13 protein-coding genes are annotated in these 17,153 nt (G+C 37.5%); 10 read left to right on the top strand and 3 right to left on the bottom strand.

Annotated elements, in window-relative coordinates; genetic code table 11:
• Positions 1-34 precede the first annotated feature (34 nt).
• Together IGL17_RS10515 and IGL17_RS10510 are read right to left on the bottom strand one after the other, a co-directional pair.
• Positions 35-301 (bottom strand): GIY-YIG nuclease family protein, encoded by a 267-nt coding sequence (locus IGL17_RS10515; protein WP_010707201.1) that lies wholly within the window; start codon positions 299-301, stop codon positions 35-37.
• On the bottom strand, positions 291-1,025 hold the full coding sequence (locus tag IGL17_RS10510) for a tRNA1(Val) (adenine(37)-N6)-methyltransferase (protein WP_002356457.1): 735 nt from the start codon (positions 1,023-1,025) through the stop codon (positions 291-293). The genes IGL17_RS10515 and IGL17_RS10510 overlap by 11 nt, the downstream gene beginning before the upstream one ends.
• A gap of 188 nt (positions 1,026-1,213) precedes the next feature.
• Between IGL17_RS10510 and IGL17_RS10505 the strand changes: the two genes are divergently transcribed.
• From IGL17_RS10505 to elrE, 10 genes are all read left to right on the top strand, one after another.
• Positions 1,214-1,840, top strand: coding sequence for a lysophospholipid acyltransferase family protein (locus tag IGL17_RS10505; RefSeq protein ID WP_002356461.1), 627 nt, complete (start codon positions 1,214-1,216; stop codon positions 1,838-1,840).
• A 51-nt stretch (positions 1,841-1,891) separates the two neighbouring features.
• Positions 1,892-3,160: an exonuclease SbcCD subunit D gene (locus IGL17_RS10500; RefSeq protein WP_016618102.1), complete on the top strand. Its 1,269-nt coding sequence runs from the start codon at positions 1,892-1,894 to the stop codon at positions 3,158-3,160.
• Positions 3,161-3,164: 4 nt separating this feature from the next.
• Complete coding sequence (locus tag IGL17_RS10495; protein WP_016618103.1) at positions 3,165-6,302, top strand: SbcC/MukB-like Walker B domain-containing protein; 3,138 nt, start codon at positions 3,165-3,167, stop codon at positions 6,300-6,302.
• Between the two features lie 19 nt (positions 6,303-6,321).
• Positions 6,322-9,519 carry a DEAD/DEAH box helicase gene (locus IGL17_RS10490; RefSeq protein WP_002362298.1) on the top strand — a complete coding sequence of 1,066 codons (3,198 nt, stop codon included), beginning with the start codon at positions 6,322-6,324 and terminating at the stop codon, positions 9,517-9,519.
• Positions 9,520-9,586: 67 nt separating this feature from the next.
• Positions 9,587-10,492, top strand: a complete 906-nt coding sequence (gene elrR / locus IGL17_RS10485) for an Rgg family transcriptional regulator ElrR (protein WP_016618104.1) — start codon at positions 9,587-9,589, stop codon at positions 10,490-10,492.
• Positions 10,493-10,681: 189 nt separating this feature from the next.
• A complete protein-coding gene (gene elrA / locus IGL17_RS10480; protein WP_438839746.1) occupies positions 10,682-12,853 on the top strand; it encodes an enterococcal leucine-rich protein ElrA in 2,172 nt (723 codons plus the stop codon).
• A gap of 3 nt (positions 12,854-12,856) precedes the next feature.
• Positions 12,857-13,225: an LPXTG anchor domain-containing protein ElrB gene (elrB, locus tag IGL17_RS10475; protein WP_016618106.1), complete on the top strand. Its 369-nt coding sequence runs from the start codon at positions 12,857-12,859 to the stop codon at positions 13,223-13,225.
• 1 nt (position 13,226) lies between these two features.
• Positions 13,227-14,009 carry a WxL domain-containing protein ElrC gene (gene elrC, locus IGL17_RS10470; RefSeq protein ID WP_016618107.1) on the top strand — a complete coding sequence of 261 codons (783 nt, stop codon included), beginning with the start codon at positions 13,227-13,229 and terminating at the stop codon, positions 14,007-14,009.
• 39 nt (positions 14,010-14,048) lie between these two features.
• Positions 14,049-14,825, top strand: coding sequence for a WxL domain-containing protein ElrD (gene elrD, locus IGL17_RS10465; protein WP_002388408.1), 777 nt, complete (start codon positions 14,049-14,051; stop codon positions 14,823-14,825).
• A 74-nt stretch (positions 14,826-14,899) separates the two neighbouring features.
• The gene (elrE, locus tag IGL17_RS10460) at positions 14,900-15,925 is read left to right on the top strand and encodes a transmembrane protein ElrE (RefSeq protein ID WP_002376547.1); all 1,026 of its coding nucleotides are present in this window, start codon (positions 14,900-14,902) and stop codon (positions 15,923-15,925) included.
• Between the two features lie 61 nt (positions 15,926-15,986).
• Here the strand turns inward: elrE and IGL17_RS10455 are convergent.
• Positions 15,987-17,131, bottom strand: a protein-coding gene (locus tag IGL17_RS10455) for an IS3 family transposase (protein ID WP_202255322.1) whose coding sequence is annotated in 2 segments (ribosomal slippage) — positions 15,987-16,858 and positions 16,858-17,131 — 1,146 coding nt in all. Because the reading frame shifts where the segments join, the coding sequence is not laid out codon by codon here.
• Positions 17,132-17,153: the final 22 nt, after the last annotated feature.

Here is a 17,153-nt window from a genome sequence, read left to right as displayed (position 1 = left end):
GAAATGATGGCTGTTTCTTTTTGCTTATTGTCACTTAATGGAAAGTTTTTAAATACTGTTCTTTTTGTTTGCGCGTTAATTTTTTAAAGGCGGCTTCGGCTTTGGTGGCCGCGCTACGTGTTTCAAATTTCTCTGTATGAATCATTTCGACTGGCCGTCGTTTGGCTAATCGAGTATATTTTGCACCAGTTCCGCTATTATGTTCAGTTAATCGACGTTCTGGCTCAGTTGTATAGCCACCGTAAAAGGAACCATCTTGGCAAAGTAAAACATAAAAATAATGGGATTTCTTATTCTCCATACAGCATAGCCTTCATTTCTGCTTCGTATTCGTTCTTTTCATTGTATGTAAAAAGAGGTGGTAACACACGAAAACCGTCTTTTTTGCCTTGTTTAATGCCTTCAATTAGTAAAACATTGGCTTCTTTGCCTGGCTTCGGATAAACAAACCGAGCTTTTTTCGGCGCAATATTGGCGTTTTCCATGGCATGTAAAATATCCAGGAAACGATCAGGACGATGAACCATTGCGAGGCGACCATTTGTTTTTAATAAATCCGCCGACACAGTGACCACTTCTTGAAGAGACGTGTGAATTTCATGACGGGCAATCGCTAAGTGCGGGTTTGGATTTTTTTGGCTAGTTGGTCGTTCTTTAAAGTATGGGGGGTTACATAGTACTAAATCCACAGAATCTTTTTTGATGACTTCTGTCGCTTGTTTTAAATCACGTTCATACATCGTTACTTGTTTTTCCAATTTATTTAATAGAATACTTCGTTGACCCATATCTGCCAAACGAGGTTGTAATTCGATTTGGTCGATCTTTGCAGCTGTTTTCCGACTAACGAAGAGGCCGACCGCGCCATTGCCAGCACACAAATCGACAATCTTGCCTTTTTTTGGTAGTTGCGGAAAATTAGCCAATAAGACTGCATCAATGGAAAAAGAAAAGACTTCTTTACTTTGAATAATTTGAATATCATCCGCATATAATTGATCAATCCGTTCGCCGGATAATAACATAGATTAAGAACCTCCAACTTTTCATCTGATTGTTCATGTATTATACTACTTTTAAACCCGTATGACAAAATCTGTTCCCTAGATTAGTAGGGACATGTTATTTCTCTAATTGATAGACGTAAAAAAAGCTTGTCAAAAGGTAGAGCTTTCGGCATACTAGAAAGCGGAGAGAAGAAAGGAAGAAAATTATGTTTTTTACATTTATGCGTGGCGTGGTTCGCGTCATTTTATTTGTGATTAATGGAAATGCACATTATGAAAATAAAGAAAAATTACCAAAAGACCAAAACTATGTCTTAGTTGCGCCGCATCGAACATGGTGGGAACCGCTGTATTTAGCTGTTGCTGGCAGTCCTAAGAAGTTTAGTTTTATGGCAAAAAAAGAGTTGTTTAAAAATCCTGTTTTACGTTTCATTTTAAAACATGCGAATGCGTTTCCGGTGGATCGTGAGAAGCCCGGTCCCAGCGCGATTAAAACACCTGTCAAAATTTTAAAAAATTCTGATTTAAGTTTGATTATGTTCCCTAGTGGCACGCGTCATTCCTCAGAATTAAAAGGTGGGGTAGCTTTGATTGCTAAAATGGGGCGAGTACCTATCGTGCCATCTGTTTATCAAGGTCCGTTAACTTTAAAAGAGTTGTTTAAACGGAAAAAAGTAACGGTTCGTTTTGGGGAGCCAATCGATATTAGCGATATTAAAAAAATGGATAAAGACGGTTTAGCTGAAGTGGAACGTCGGATGCAAGAAGCATTTGATCAGTTAGATAAAGAAATTGATCCAACTTTTAAATATGAATCAACAGAAAAAGAATAAAACAAACCGCTACAAAATAGGAATGTTACTGGCAGGTAGTCTCATCAAAAGATGATGCTCCCTGTCTTTTTTCTTGCGTTAAGAAAAAAGTTTGTTAAAAATCTAATTCTTCTGTCCGATTTTCTTAAAAAATACCAGAAATTTGTTATAATAATAAGAAGGACTTTTTTAGGCGGTGAAAAAATGAAATTTTTACATACAGCAGATTGGCATATTGGCAAAAAATTACATGGTTTTGATTTGTTGGCAGAACAAAGGGAAGCCTTTAAACAAATCTTAGCAATTGCGAAAGAAGAGCAAGTGGATGCTGTTGTGATCGCTGGAGATTTGTATGATCGCTCTGTTCCAGCGGTTGAAGCAGTCGAGATTTTTAATGAAATGATGATTCAAATGAATCTCAAAGAGCATTTCCCCGTGTTAGCTATTTCGGGAAACCATGATAGCAGTACTCGTTTAGAAACAGGAGGCCCTTGGTTTAACCAAACGCAATTTCATTTGAATACGCGTTTAGAACAAGCCTTTCAACCAATTGAAATCGACAATACCCAATTTTATTTGTTGCCTTATTTTGAACCGATTGCGGCTCGCTTATATTTTGAAGATGAAACGATTCGAACGATTCAGGCGGCGATGGAAAAAGTTGTCGCGAAAATGCAGGAATCTTTTCTTCCCAACAAAAAACAGGTGTTAGTTAGTCATTTTTTTGTCGCTGGCAGTGAAAAAACTGATTCTGAAACAAAATTAACAGTGGGTGGTTTGGATGTTGTTCCGACGGCTTTGTTAGAGCCTTTTGATTACGTCGCGTTGGGCCACTTACATGGAAAAAATGCGTTGCAGGCACCTAATGCTCGATACAGTGGCTCGCCTGTAAAATTTTCTTTATCAGAAATGACACAAGAAAAGGGTGTTTGGCTTGTTGAAACAGAAACTGAAGTTCATTTTCAATTCCGTGCTTTGAAACCATTGCGAGACATTCAACAATTGACGGGCTCGTTTCAGCAGTTAACGGATCCCGCTTTTTATCAAGAAGTGAATCGGGAAAATTATTTACATGTCCAATTAACCGACCGAGCGATCATTCCCAACATGATGAATCAATTGCGAAAAATTTACCCCAAAATTATTGGGCTGGAACGTTTGAATGGTCGAGAAACAAGCAACGGAAATCAGAAAAAAGTGGTACAAATAGAACAACGTTCACCAGAAGAACATCTGCATGACTTTTTTAACGATGTGACAGGAGAGGCCTTGACAGAACAACAAGCACAATGGGTCCAAGAAGAACTGAGTACACTTAATCAATTAGAAAGAGGGAAGTAACAGGATGAAACCATTATCTTTAACATTGAAAAACTTCGGACCGTATATTAATGAAACCATTGATTTTACGAAGTTTGAAGATTCTTCACTTTTTCTAATTAGTGGAAAAACAGGGTCTGGGAAAACAACGATTTTTGATGGAATGAGCTATGCTTTGTTTGGTGAAAGTTCTGGAAAATTACGTTTAGGCAAAGAAATGCGTTCCACATTTGCTGACCCCTCAGAAGCCACTGAAGTTACTTTGCTTTTTAAACATAACGAGTATCTCTATGAACTGAACCGCCTTCCCGAACAAGAACTTTTTAAAAAACGTGGCACAGGAGTCCGTAAACAAAGTGCCAAAATTTCTTTAATTGTCAAAGATGCTCAAGGGAAAGAACTACGAGCCTATTCTAAAAGACGTGAAGTGGACGAACTCATTCAAGAATTATTGCATTTGAATGCCAATCAATTTGCTCAAATTGTATTGTTACCACAAGGAGAGTTTCGGACTTTTTTAATTGCTAAAAGTGATGAAAAAGAAAAGGTTTTGCGTAATTTATTCGGAACAGAATTGTATCAGTTGTTCAGCGAAAATTTAAAAGAACGCTTAAAAATTGCCAATCAAGAGATTCAAGAAACCCAGCAAAAAATTGAACTGAAAACAGAACAGTTGCATTGGTCAGAAGAACCTGAACCGACAATGACACTTTTTGAAAAACTTCAATTATTAGAAAGCCAACAACAAGAGGCTCAGCAACAACTATTAGTTGAAAGAGAACAAATTACAACCTTAAAACAAGCCAAACAAGCAAAAGAGCAAGTTCGTTATGCTATTGAAGAACGACAAAACTTGCAACAGCAAAAAGAAGAATTACTGGAAAAGAAAGCAAAAAAAGCTGAACAGGAAACCGTCATTGAGCGGTTAAAGGAACAGATTCAGCAATTAAAATGGAGCCAAAAACAGCAACCTTTAGCTGAAAAAGTCTTTGAAAAACGAAGCGAAAAACAACAAAAAGAGCAAGAAACAAAGTCCAAACAACAAGCTCTTATGGAAACGCAACAAGCATTGACAGATTGGCAAGCAATCATGAGTGAGTTGGAAGAACAACAACCATTGATTGCTGAAAAACAAGAACGTCTTCAAACGATTCAACGTCAATTACCACAATACCAAGAATATGAACAGTTAGCCCAACAACAAATAGCAGAACAAGCCAATTATCAAGTCATTCAAAAAGAGTATGAATCTTGCCAACAGGAAAAAATAACATTAGCGGATAAAGTGGCGACAGCCAAACAATTTATTGAACAAGAAGGAACACTTGAAAAAGCAAATTTTGAATGTTCTAGTGTAGCAGATCATTGGCAAAATTTTGTAGAACGTTGGCAAAAAAATCAAAAAGCTTGGCAAAAAATTAGTCAAAACCAAGGGGAATTGCACGAGTTGACACAACGGTTTGCAGTTGAACAGCAACAAAAAAGCGCCGAAGAAGCGAAGTTGCAGACAAAGAAAAGTCAATGGGCCTCTTTACAAATCCAACGATTAAGCTTGTTACTTGAAGAGGGGGAACCTTGCCCAGTTTGTGGCTCTTTAGAACATCCAAAGCAACAAACTCATCAAGAAGTTTCTTTAGAAGAGATTGATCAAGCGGAACGGGAATTAACGGAAGTTGAAAAAACGGTTCAACGATTTACTGAAACGCTCTCTGCATTAGGGGCGGAAAAGCAACAGAAAGAAAGCCAATTACAAGAACAGGAAGCTGCGTATACTGAGGAACAAGAACAATTAGCAGCGCAGTTTGCTGACTTGCAGTTGCCGTTAACAGGACTAACTTTTTCACAAGTAACACCTGCAGAAATTGCGGAAGTTGAGTCGCAATTAGCTAAAGAAAAACAACAAATAGCACAAAAACTAACGGAAATTTCAGTCGAAAAGGACCGTCTGGCGGAACTAGAAGAACAAGTAGCTGAAAATTCTCAACGCTTTGAAGTGCTCCGACAACAAGTAGAAACAATGCAACAAAGTCTGGAAAGAATCACTATCCAGCAGCAAATGATTGCTAGCCAATTATTGGATGCAACCGTCACATACGAAGAAATGACTAAACGACAAGCTTTGCTTCAAGAAGAACTCTCTGCATTTGAACGTCAAAAAGAAAACGTGACGACACAAGGAGAAACCTTGAAGAAAGAAGAAATGATCCTTGAAAGTACGTTGACGCATTTGGAGAAAGAACAACAAACACTTCAACAAACAGTCGCACAACTTGAGAGTCAGTTAAAGGCAGTTTTAACGGAACAAGGAGTGACAGAGGACCAATTGACGGAGTGGTTGAAAGAGGTACCGACACTAGAAAGTCAGCAAGAACAAATTGCTTTATTTGAACAAGAGCAAACCCAACTGACTATCCAACTCGCTGAAATTGAAAAAAAATTATCTAGTGATACGTTCCCAGAATTATCTTTAATCACCACAGAAATTGAACAAATAACACAACAAATTGAAGAACAAGAAAAAAAATACTATCAACTGCATGAAAAAATGCTGAACAATCAACAGTTGGTTCAAGAAATTAATGCGCAAAGAACAACAATTGAAGACAAGTTTGAGGAAGTTGCTGCACTACAGCAGTTGGCAGATACGGTGAATGGCAATAATCCTAAAAAAATTAGTTTTGAACGGTATATGTTACAAACGTATTTAGAAAGAGTGCTGGCAGTCGCTAATCAGCGTTTAGACCGCCTGACCAATAGTCGTTATCAATTTGAATTGAATCACGAAGCAGGCAGTTATCGGAATCAAACGGGGCTAGAAATCAATATTTATGATGACAATTCGGGGACGGTGCGCAGTGCTCACACGTTATCAGGCGGGGAAAGTTTTATAGCAGCGTTAGCTTTGGCACTTTCTTTAGCAGAAGTGATTCAAGAACAAGCCGGCGGAGTCTTAATTGATGCGTTGTTTATTGATGAAGGCTTTGGTTCCTTAGATGAAGAAGCATTGGAAATGGCAATGGAGGCGTTAGAAACGATTGAAAATGAAGGCCGCATGATTGGGATTATTAGTCATATTGGCGAATTAAAAGCACGAATTCCACAACAATTACAAATAAAAAGCAATGGGAATGGTCAAAGTACCGTTCACTATCAGCTAGCTTAGTAGAAGAGGAGGTGAGTCGATGAAATGGAGTATTCCAGAGCGAATCGTTGAACAAGGGCGCGAATATATGCAAGAAGGCCGGGTCTTATCTATCGTTCAAAATCCAGAAAAAAGGATCTGGTTGTCTGAGGTTTTAGGGGAAGAACTTTATCTTGTTGAATTGGATGGTACCGCCAAAGAACAAGATGTTTGTGAATGTCAATATTGGATGGAACATGGCTATTGCAAGCATACAGTGGCAGTTGAACTGGCACTGAAACAACGAGGCGTGTCAAGAATTATTCAAGCGAATCAAACAGTCAGTTTTGAGAAAACAAATCGATCAACAGCTGAAATGTTTACCAAAGGCTTTGCCAAATTAAGCAAAGCTTCTGCCGAAGTTCCCTTGCAGCCTTTACGTTTAGAATTTCATTTAGATGTGATCGAAACGAATAATTACTATCCAGAATTATCAACGATTGGTCTTTCTTTAAAAATTGGTTTGGAAGGCACCAAACCTAAAACATATATTGTGAAAAATATTGGTGATTTTTTACAAGCATATGAAAAAGAAATGACCTTTATGGTGAATAAACAACACCAATTTACCTTGCTACATGATTCTTTTTCAATGGAGATTCAAGAAATTTTAACAGAACTTGCGGCAATTTATCATACCAGCCAATTATTAGGTGCAAACGGTATTCAAGTTAAAGGGAAAATCGACAAACGTTATCTATTATTACCAATTGATCGCAGTCAATCGTTAGTTGAAAAAATGAATCGAACGGGTCAGTTTATATTGACCAATCAAACTCATAAGTATCGCTATCTAACGTTCAAAGAAACCAGTTTGCCACTTACGTTTACAGTGCAAAAAACCGAGGAACAAAGCTTCAAATTAACTATTCAGAATCCTATTACAACGTTTCTAGCCCACTATCACTGGGCGATTGCGGATCAAACGGTTTATTTACTAACAGAAGAGCAGGAAGCCATCTACACCACGTTACTTCAATTAATGAAACGCTTGGAAGAGCCGTCAATTATTTATGAAAAAGAAACAGTTTCTGATTTATTTAGTGAAGTGTTACCATTATTGGAAAAAATTGGTCGAGTGTCTGTTGAAGAATCAGTTGAAGAATTAGTCGTCCATCATCCTTTAAAAGCAGTCTTTATTTTTAAGAAAATTAAAGGTCGGATTAACGCTCGGATTGACTATCACTATGGAGAAGTCATTTTCTCGACAAACCCGAAATATGCTCAATTACCTGAAGTCAATCAAGAAATCGTTCGAGATAAAGCAAAAGAAACAGCAATTAAGCAGCAATTTCAACAGTTTGCCTATCAGCAAACAACCACAGGCTTTGAAAAAGTCTTACCTGCTGGAGAGTCCTTGTATTATTTCTTTAAAGCCGAAGTTCCAGCTTTCCGTCAATTAGGAGAAGTTCGGATGGGACGGAAATTACGGGAATTGTATTTAGATGCCCAGCATCATCAACCAACGATTGAAGTTGCGGAAGGGGATTCTTGGTTGGATATTCGGTTTGATGTCACTGGCATTGATGAAACCGAAATCGATGCAGTATTGACTAGTCTGCTACGTAATGATGCTTTTTATACGTTAAAAAGTGGTGAAATTCTTGCTTTTGACTCAGAGGAATTTTTCCATACAAGTGCAATTTTAACGAAGCTGCGAAAAAATATGCATCAAGAAGACAATGTCATTCATGTGCCCAAAAACCAAGGCCTCATGATCGAAAGTTTATTAGAAGACAACGAGCGGGCACATTTTTCAGATTCCTTTAAAAAAATGGTCACGGATTTAACACATCCAGAAAACTTTGAAGCGCAAGTCCCCAAAACCTTACAAGCAACGTTACGCCATTACCAAGAAACAGGGTATAAATGGCTGAAAATGCTTAGCCATTATCAATTTGGCGGTATTTTAGCTGATGAAATGGGTTTAGGGAAGACACTACAAACCATTACCTATTTACTTTCGGAAAAAGAAGAAGAGCGCTTGAAAGGGACAGCTTTGATTGTCGCTCCTGCAAGTTTAACCTATAACTGGTTAGCCGAAGTCAAACGTTTTGCGCCAACCTTAAATGTTCAAGTGGTTTCTGGCAATCGCCAAGAACGAGCAGCGCTTTTACAAAATAGCACCGAAGATATTCTGATTACTTCTTATGCAAGTATGCGACAAGATGTTCAGCTTTATCAGGAAATGCGTGTCGGCTATTTGATTCTAGATGAGGCCCAAATGGTTAAAAATAGTGGGACTAAAACGGCGCAAGCCTTAAAAAGTTTAAAAGTACCCCAACGTTTTGCATTAAGTGGCACACCAATTGAAAATAATTTAGATGAACTGTGGTCAATTTTTCAAATGATCTTACCGGGATTGTTCCCAGGCAAAAAAGCCTTTCGAGAAATTAAGCCGGAAGAAATTGCCAAAATGATTCAACCATTCATTTTACGACGAGACAAGAAAACGGTGCTCGCAGACTTACCAGAAAAAATTGAAAATAATATGTACAGTGTCTTAACAGAAGAACAAAAAACGGTTTATTTGGCCTATCTAAAACAAATGCAAGCAGATGTCAGTCAAATGGATCAGGCGACCTTCAAGAAAAATCGCATGAGTATTTTAGCAGGCTTGACCCGTTTACGACAAATCTGTTGCGATCCGCGTTTGTTTATTGAGGATTACACGGGAGGTTCTGGCAAAGTGGAACAAGTCAAAGACTTTTTAGTGGCTGCCAAAGAAAACAATCGTCGTGTCCTATTATTTTCTCAGTTCACAAGCATGCTTTCTATCTTAGAAAAAGAATTGAATGAATTAGGCTTAGAGACGTTTTATTTACGAGGAAGTACGAAGCCTCAAGATCGGTTAACGATGGCGAATGCTTTCAATGAAGGAGAAAAAGATGTCTTCTTAATTTCATTGAAAGCAGGGGGAACCGGACTAAATTTAACTGGTGCAGATACAGTTATTTTATACGATTTATGGTGGAATCCCGCAGTCGAAGAACAAGCGGCTGGTCGGGCACACCGCATGGGACAAAAAAAAGTTGTTGAAGTGTGGCGGATGATTGCAGAAGGAACGGTTGAAGAAAAAATGAATTCCTTACAGCAAGAGAAACGCGAGCTGTTCCAAAAAGTGATTCAAGGAAATGAAGAGCAATTAGCGAAAATGACGGAAGAAGATATTCGCACAATTTTAAGCATTGGAGAATAGCCGTTCAACTTAGTTGCTATCTTATTTAAAGAGAAATGGAGTAATTCGTTTGAAACAAAAAGAATATATGGAATATCGGCCGCTAGGTGAAGAAATTGAACGGATTCGTAAAGGAAAAAATATTCCTCTGCGTGTCTTTGATGAAAATGGTGTTTCTAGTAGAAGTTATCAACGCTTTGTCCAAGGAAATAGTGAATTGCGTATTTCGGATTTAGCCATTATTGTCGAAATCTTGTCTATTTCGCCGATGGAAATGACAGAAAAATTAACGCCAATGTCCAAAACAGTTTTAGCTAAGGAGCAGTTTAATCAAGCAATCTTTAGTAAAAATTTTCAAGAAAGTAGTCGAATCGTTGCAGATTATCGAGCGTATTATGATAAATCGTCTTTTGCTTTAGGAAAGCAAGAAGTAATGTATTCGATGTTGGCGTTGGAATATCTTTTTAACCCTCAAACGGTTGTGACAAAAGAGGAAATTATTGCATTAGAAAATCAGATTCTGGAACGATTAATTAATGCCGATGTGTATACTATTTTTAATTTGAAATTTTTAGCATTACAAAAAAACGTTGGCTTGCAGCCGTTTCCAACTTCGTTACTTTTTCGTGTGCTACAATCTGTCAATGAGCGGGAAATTATTGATATTCGCTCGCTAGAAATTATCGAGCAAGTAATTATTGATTTTTTATTTGCGGCGATTGTCAGCCAAAATGTTCCCCATATTCTTCATGTATTAGGCATGTTTAAAGAATATGAAGTGGGTGAAAATAACTGGCGAATGATCCTCTGGAAAAAAATAGCAGAAAAAATAGAAATGATTTTAACCAATGAAGAAATATTCGCAGATTGGTCAATCTTTAAAGAACAAATCCTCTTATCTATCACATTGTTTTTACCAAAAGCCAAACAAGAATTTTTTGCTGGGCAATTGGAAAAAATAGAGGATAGTTTAAAAGAAATAAAAGAAAACTAGGCATAATTGAGAATTTGTCATAATACATTCTGGTTGTGTTTAGCGACAAAGAGCGCCAAATAGGGGTAGAAAACCCTATTTGGCGCTCTTTGTCTTGTCTATACAAATTAATTTGGACAGTTTGTCGTAATTGAACCCATTTTCAGTTGATATTCACTATAATTAAGAAAATATCAGGAGGTGAAGTTTATGAAAAAAATGTGCATCTCCGCAGTTAGTGCCTTACTTTTGGCTAATAGTTTGCTACTTCCTGTAACAACTTTCGCCGAAACGACCGAAACAATCGCATCCTCCAGTGAAGAAAATGTTTCATCTGTTTCAGAAGAAAAGATTCCAGAAACTTCATCAGCAGAAGAGCAAAATTCAGCAACCAGTAGTTCGGAGATTCCCCAATCAGAAGAGTTAACGACTGTTGAAACAAGTGAAGAGCCGCCAAATGAAGCACTAGCGATAACGGAAGCACAACTGATGATGCCCCAATTATACGCAGGTGCTGTCTTAGATAAAGCGACGCCTATCAGTACACTATTTCCTGATCCAGCCTTTGCGGAAAATATCAGAAAACAGTTAAGCAAATCTCGGATCTCTAATACTGTCACCCAAGCAGAATTGGATAAACTGAATAAAGTTATTTTAGAAAATGTCGTTGTTTCTAATGTGGAAGGAGTTCAATACCTAAGAAACTTAGAAGAATTATCTTTTCAAGATTCGCTCAATGTAACAGATTTGAGTCCTTTTGCTAAAGGTGAATTTAAGCTATTACGTTTTTTATATATGAGAAATAATAAAATAGCTGATCTTAGTCCGTTAGGTCAAGCAGGATTAATTAGTTTAGAAGGCTTGTATGTTGAGAACAATCAATTAACGACATTAAATGGACTTGAAGGAATGGCTGCTTTAAAAAATTTAAGTATCCAAAATACGACAGATCATCCGTCAAAAATCACGCCGAATAATCGAGTGACTTCCTTCGACCCGCTTCGTTCTCTTCGTAATTTAGAAACCATTTGGGCTGCCAATAATCAGATTGCTACTTTAGATGGGCTTACGGAAGCAAATAACCTACTCCGTCTTTATGTGGAAAATAATCAATTAAAAACAATTGCGCCCTTGGCGAATAAGCCACGTCTAGAAGAGTTGAGTATTATGAATCAAACGATTGCTAGTCTGGAAGCTTTAAGCACTGTTCCTAATCTGCGTGTACTGTATGCAAGAAACAATCAAATTTCTTCCTTGGCACCGTTAGAGAAAACACTCAATCTAACAGTTTTAGATGTGGGAGAAAATCAAATTTCAGATATCAGTCCGTTAAAAGGCTTAACGGCCATTACAGGGCTAGATGTATCTAATCAAATGATTATCTTATCTTCTGTCGATTATATTGCTGGGAAACCACTGCAATTAAAAAATAAGGTGGTATCTCGTGATGGTCAACTATTTCCACCGCTGACGATTAGCCCTTATGGAAGTTACGATGCCACAAAAGGACTGTTTGAATGGAATTTACCCAAAGCTCATGAAGGCGTTTCTTATATCTGGGAATCAACAGATAAAGCATACTTAGGGAACTTTTCTGGAACAGTCGTCCAACCTGTCAAAGAAGTTTTCTTAAGTGAAACGAAACTATCTTGGTCAAAAGAGCGTATAGAAAAGTCGATGGAAAAAACAATCGATATTGATGACTTTCAAAAAACAGCCCTGCCTTTTTATTGGCAAGATGTCGATGCTGGGAATAGATTACAATTTATTGTCAAAAAAGAGGGCCAAGAAATCCAGAAATTAGCAGATGAAACAACCACTAATTCTAAAACATTTAAGGAAAAAGCCTTGTTATTACCAGAACTAACTTATGGAAAACAGCAGTTGGTCGTGGAAGTCTATGATAAAGGCTACAAGATTGATGAATTAGCGCTAACAGTCACTGTGGTTGGCTCTGTCAGGTTCAAAACGGTACCCACAGCGATTTCCTTTGGGAATGAGCTGCAAATCGCTAGTAGCACGACCCAATATCCAATTGTTTCCATGGATCAACCATTAGTGATACGGGATACTCGTCAAACGGGGAATAATTGGTCGCTTGCACTAACCGTTACTTCTGATTTCAAATCTGAATCAGGTGCTACGTTGCCAAATATTTTAAAATTTAGAACCAACCATCGCTTACAGGACATTCCAGAAGGCCAATCGATTTTTGTTCACAACCAAGTCAATGGACATCAAGAAACAAATATTTCTGATCAATGGAAAGAAAATGACCAAGAGTTGTTATTATCTGTTCCTGGAGGGACGGCCAAAGCAGAAGAATACGAAGCAAAACTAACTTGGCACTTGATGGACGTACCTGATGGCAGTGCAAAATAGGGGGTGAGTCTTATCAAAAAAATAGTTAACGGCGTGTTGTTATTAGGATTGTTTTCATCAGTTGATGTATTTGCTGAAACAAATGCCTATCCGACAAATGCAGAAGTTTCTTTTTATGGCGAGTATGAGCCACCAGCCAACAAAGAAAAACCAGATGGTAAGATACCACAGCGTTTCCCCAAGCAGTCGGAAGCAATACCAGCAGTGAGTGGAGAATCATTGAAGCATTCAACAAGTAAAACGGTTGATCAAAAAGGCTCAGGCTTCTTACCTCGAACTGGTATTAAACAGCAACAAATGTTTAATTATCTCGGAATAATAGTCATCTTTTTGGCTAGTTTTATTTTAAAAAAAAGAAAGAAGGAACAATAAAATGAAAAAAATTATCTTAGCAACAATCCCAGCTATCACTTTAGGCATGGCTATTGCACCAGAAGTGAATGCAGAAGAAAAAAACTATGAATCAAATGCCATCGTAGAATTTACGCCGGATACCTCTATCAACAAACCTGTCGATCCAGTGAATCCAGATACCGAAAAACCTGTTGAACCCTTTGACCCAACGACACCAGACACTGGTAATAAGCCAAATGAAGGAACAACTGGTCCACTAAGTATCGATTATGCTTCTAGTTTAGACTTTGGCAAAAATAAAATTTCAAATAAAGATGAAAAATATTATGCAAATCCACAATACTTTTTCTTGGCAGACGGTTCTGGTCCTGATTTGACTAATCCTAAACCAAATTATGTACAAATTTCCGACAAACGCGGAACGAATGCCGGTTGGGCCTTAACAGTTAAACAAGAAACACAATTAACAGCGACAAAAGAAACATTAAATAAAGTTTTAGACGGTTCAGAAATTAAATTAAGTCAAAACAAAGCAGTGTCTAATTCCAAAGCAGTCACACCAACTGCGCATGAAGTAACTTTAGTAGCTGGCGATTCATCAAATGTGATGTCTGCCGCTGAAGGTCAAGGTTCTGGAACTTGGCTTAGTGCGTTCGGTGGGATTGAAAAAGTGGAAGTTGACGGTGAAAGCGTAGATAAAAATACAGCGATCACATTAACTGTACCAGGAGCAACACCAAAAGATGCTGTTCAATACAAAACTGTTTTAACATGGACAATCGCTGATTTACCAAGCGTATAATTATTGAAACTATAACAATAGAAGAGAAGGAGCACTAACATGAAAAAAATGACCATCGCAAGCAGCTTAATTTTAGCAACCATCGCGGTAGGCACACTACCAGTTCAAGCAGAGGAAGTGGCTAATCGCGACACAGATGCTATTGTAAAATTTAAAGCACCAGATGAAAAAGACCCCAACAGCAAAAATCCTGTAGTGGATCCAGAAGACAAAGACGGCAAAGATCCTGTGACACCTATCGACCCAGTAAATCCTGACAAACCAGTTGATGAAGGTTCTACAGGTCCCTTAACCTTGGACTATGCTTCAAGTTTAAACTTTGGTGAAAATATCATCAGCACAAAAGATGAAACCTATTTTGCATCAGCACAAGTTTTAAAAGATAAAAATAATGTTGAAAAAACGGGCCCATTATTTGCTCAAATTACAGATAATCGTGGAACTTTAGAAGGCTGGACTTTATCTGCAAAACAAAATTCTGCATTTACTTCTGCTACAAAAGGTCAGACGCTTGAAGGAACTGAAATTGTCTTTCAAAATGCTTCAGCTGTGACAGCAGGACAAAGCGCTGCACCAACAAGTTTAGCGAGCGTAACTTTTGGTACAGTGGGTGAAAGTCATAACGTGATGGTAGCCGCAACAGATCAAGGCGCTGGGAAATGGTCATACTTATACGGCAATGCTAGTTCAATTGCTGAAGTTGACGGCCGTCAAGTAATGAAAGATGTTCAATTAAAAGTGCCAGGTAAATCAGTTAAATTAAATGATGCCTACAAAACAACAATTACTTGGACATTAGCTAATACGCCAGTATAAAAAGAACCTTTTTGGAGAAAGGAAGAGGGGAACTCAGCCTTTCTCCTTTACATAGAAATGGAGTGTAGAGCGAAATGAAAAATAGATATTTTATTCTGATGATCCTAAGTTTTTATTTCTTTGCTTTTGGGATTGAAACCTCAGCAGCAGAATTACGATTTAGTGTTGAAACAGAAATTCCAGAAAACCAAATAGATAAAACAAAAACATATTTTGATTTAATGATGAAACCAGACCAAGAACAAATTTTGAAAGTTCGAGCGGCCAATAGTACAGATGAAAATTTAGTGATTGATGTTAGTGTGAAGTCGGCCACAACAAACAGCAACGGAGTGATTGAATATGGTGAGTCGTTGACAGCATTAGATAAATCTGCACCAGCAGATTTATCAGAAATCATTCAACTGAAAGACGGCGGTGAGAGTGTTGAATTGCCTGCTAAAAGTGAAAAAGTAGTTGAATTACGAGTGAAGATGCCTAAAGAAGAGTTTTCAGGGCAACTAGCGGGCGGGATCACGTTTAGTGAAAAAGTCGATGAAACGAAAGACAAGCAAAAAGAAAATACAAACGGCTTAGCAATTGAAAATCGCTATGCCTATACAGTAGCTGTTTTACTTCGAGAAAATGAAACAGTTGTACAACCAGAATTGTCTTTAGAGAAAGTTGAACCGACGCAAAGAAATGCGCGCAGTGTTATTTCTGCAACACTGTTAAACCATGAAGCAGCCTATCTTCAATCAATGAAAGTAACGGCAAATGTTAAAAATAAGAAAACAAATAACGTTATTTTAGAGAAAGAACAAGAAGATATGCAAATGGCGCCCAATTCAATTTTTAATTTCCCTATTCCTTATGAAGAAAATGAAATGGAAGCTGGGACGTATGTATTGGCAATGACTGTGGAAGGCTCAGGAAAAAAATGGCAATTTACGAAAGAATTTACGATTTCAAAAGAGGAAGCAAAAACATTTAATGAGAAAGATGTAACCGTCAAAAAAACGGAATCTAAACTTATTTATCTCTTAATCGGTTTATTGATCCTTTTACTGATAATCTGCCTGTTCATCATTTTACGTCTGAAAAAACAAAAAAATAAATAAAAAAAGCCGCTCTTCAAGGAACTGACCTAAGATTGTGAGACAGGAATAAAAAAGCATTTTCCTAGACTGCTGATTTCCGATAATCTATCGGCGATTGGTAGTCTAGTTTTTGTTGAATTCGACTTTCATTATAATAAGTAATGTATTTTTTTACAATTTCTATTACAATAGATGTAGGTTCATTTGTGAGCCCATCTAAGTAGAACGTTTCAGACTTTAGTGAGGCATGAAACGATTCGATGCAGGCATTATCTGAAGGTGTCCCTTTGCGGGACATACTCATGGTAATGCCTTTTGTTTTTATTTGATTCTGGTAGTCAAAAGAAGTATAAACAGAGCCCTGATCACTATGCAATAGACAATCCGTTGTTTGGGGCAATTGATCAAGTGTATCCAGAACAAAAGCCGTATCTTGCTTATCACCGATGGTATAGGCGATAATTTCACCATTGTATAAATCCATAATTGAAGACAAATACAATTGCTTTTGACCAAAAGGCAGATAAGTAATATCTGTTACCAATTTCTTTAAAGGAGCGTCTGAAGAAAATTGTCTATTTAGCTTGTTCTCGACAACCGTGTAAGGTTGTCCCACTTTACTGCGTTTCTTCATTTTCACGCGACAATTCCAATGATATTTCTGCATAATCTTTTGTACGGTGTTTTTGTTTACTTTGTATTCCTGATTAATCAACGCAGTAATCTTTCGATAGCCATATCGAAACTTATGCTGGAAGCAAAGTCGACGAACGGCTTCTTCAAGAGGTGTTAACTTTCCCAAGTCTTTTCGATGAGTCCAACGATAATAAGTAGCTCGCGAAACGCCGAAAAGTTGACACAATGCAGTAATGGTTATTTTTCCTTTCATTTTTTTAACTAATTCTACAAATATTTCTGGCTCCACGTCCTTTCCAATTCTTTGTACTTTTTTAGCACCTCAATATGCATTTTTAAATAGTTATTTTCATTTCTAAGCTGTTGTTCATTTGATAGAATTTCTGGACCTTTACCATAAGCATATTGTTTTCCAACGGGTTGAACCAGACGATGATTCTCGCCATTACGGTACCAACGCCACCATGTTTCAATTTGTGTTTTGTTTTTAATGCCTAATTCTTCCATAATCATTTTTACAGGAATATTCTCTTTTTTCATCTGTATAGCCATTTCTTTGATGTGAATCGGATAAGACACTCGATTTCCCATTGAAAAAGCACCTCCTAGTTAA

This window comes from Enterococcus sp. AZ088, from assembly GCF_051714845.1.
Classification (GTDB): domain Bacteria; phylum Bacillota; class Bacilli; order Lactobacillales; family Enterococcaceae; genus Enterococcus; species Enterococcus faecalis.
Note: the sequence above shows the minus strand (reverse complement) of the source record. Positions and strands in the feature narration are given on the sequence as shown.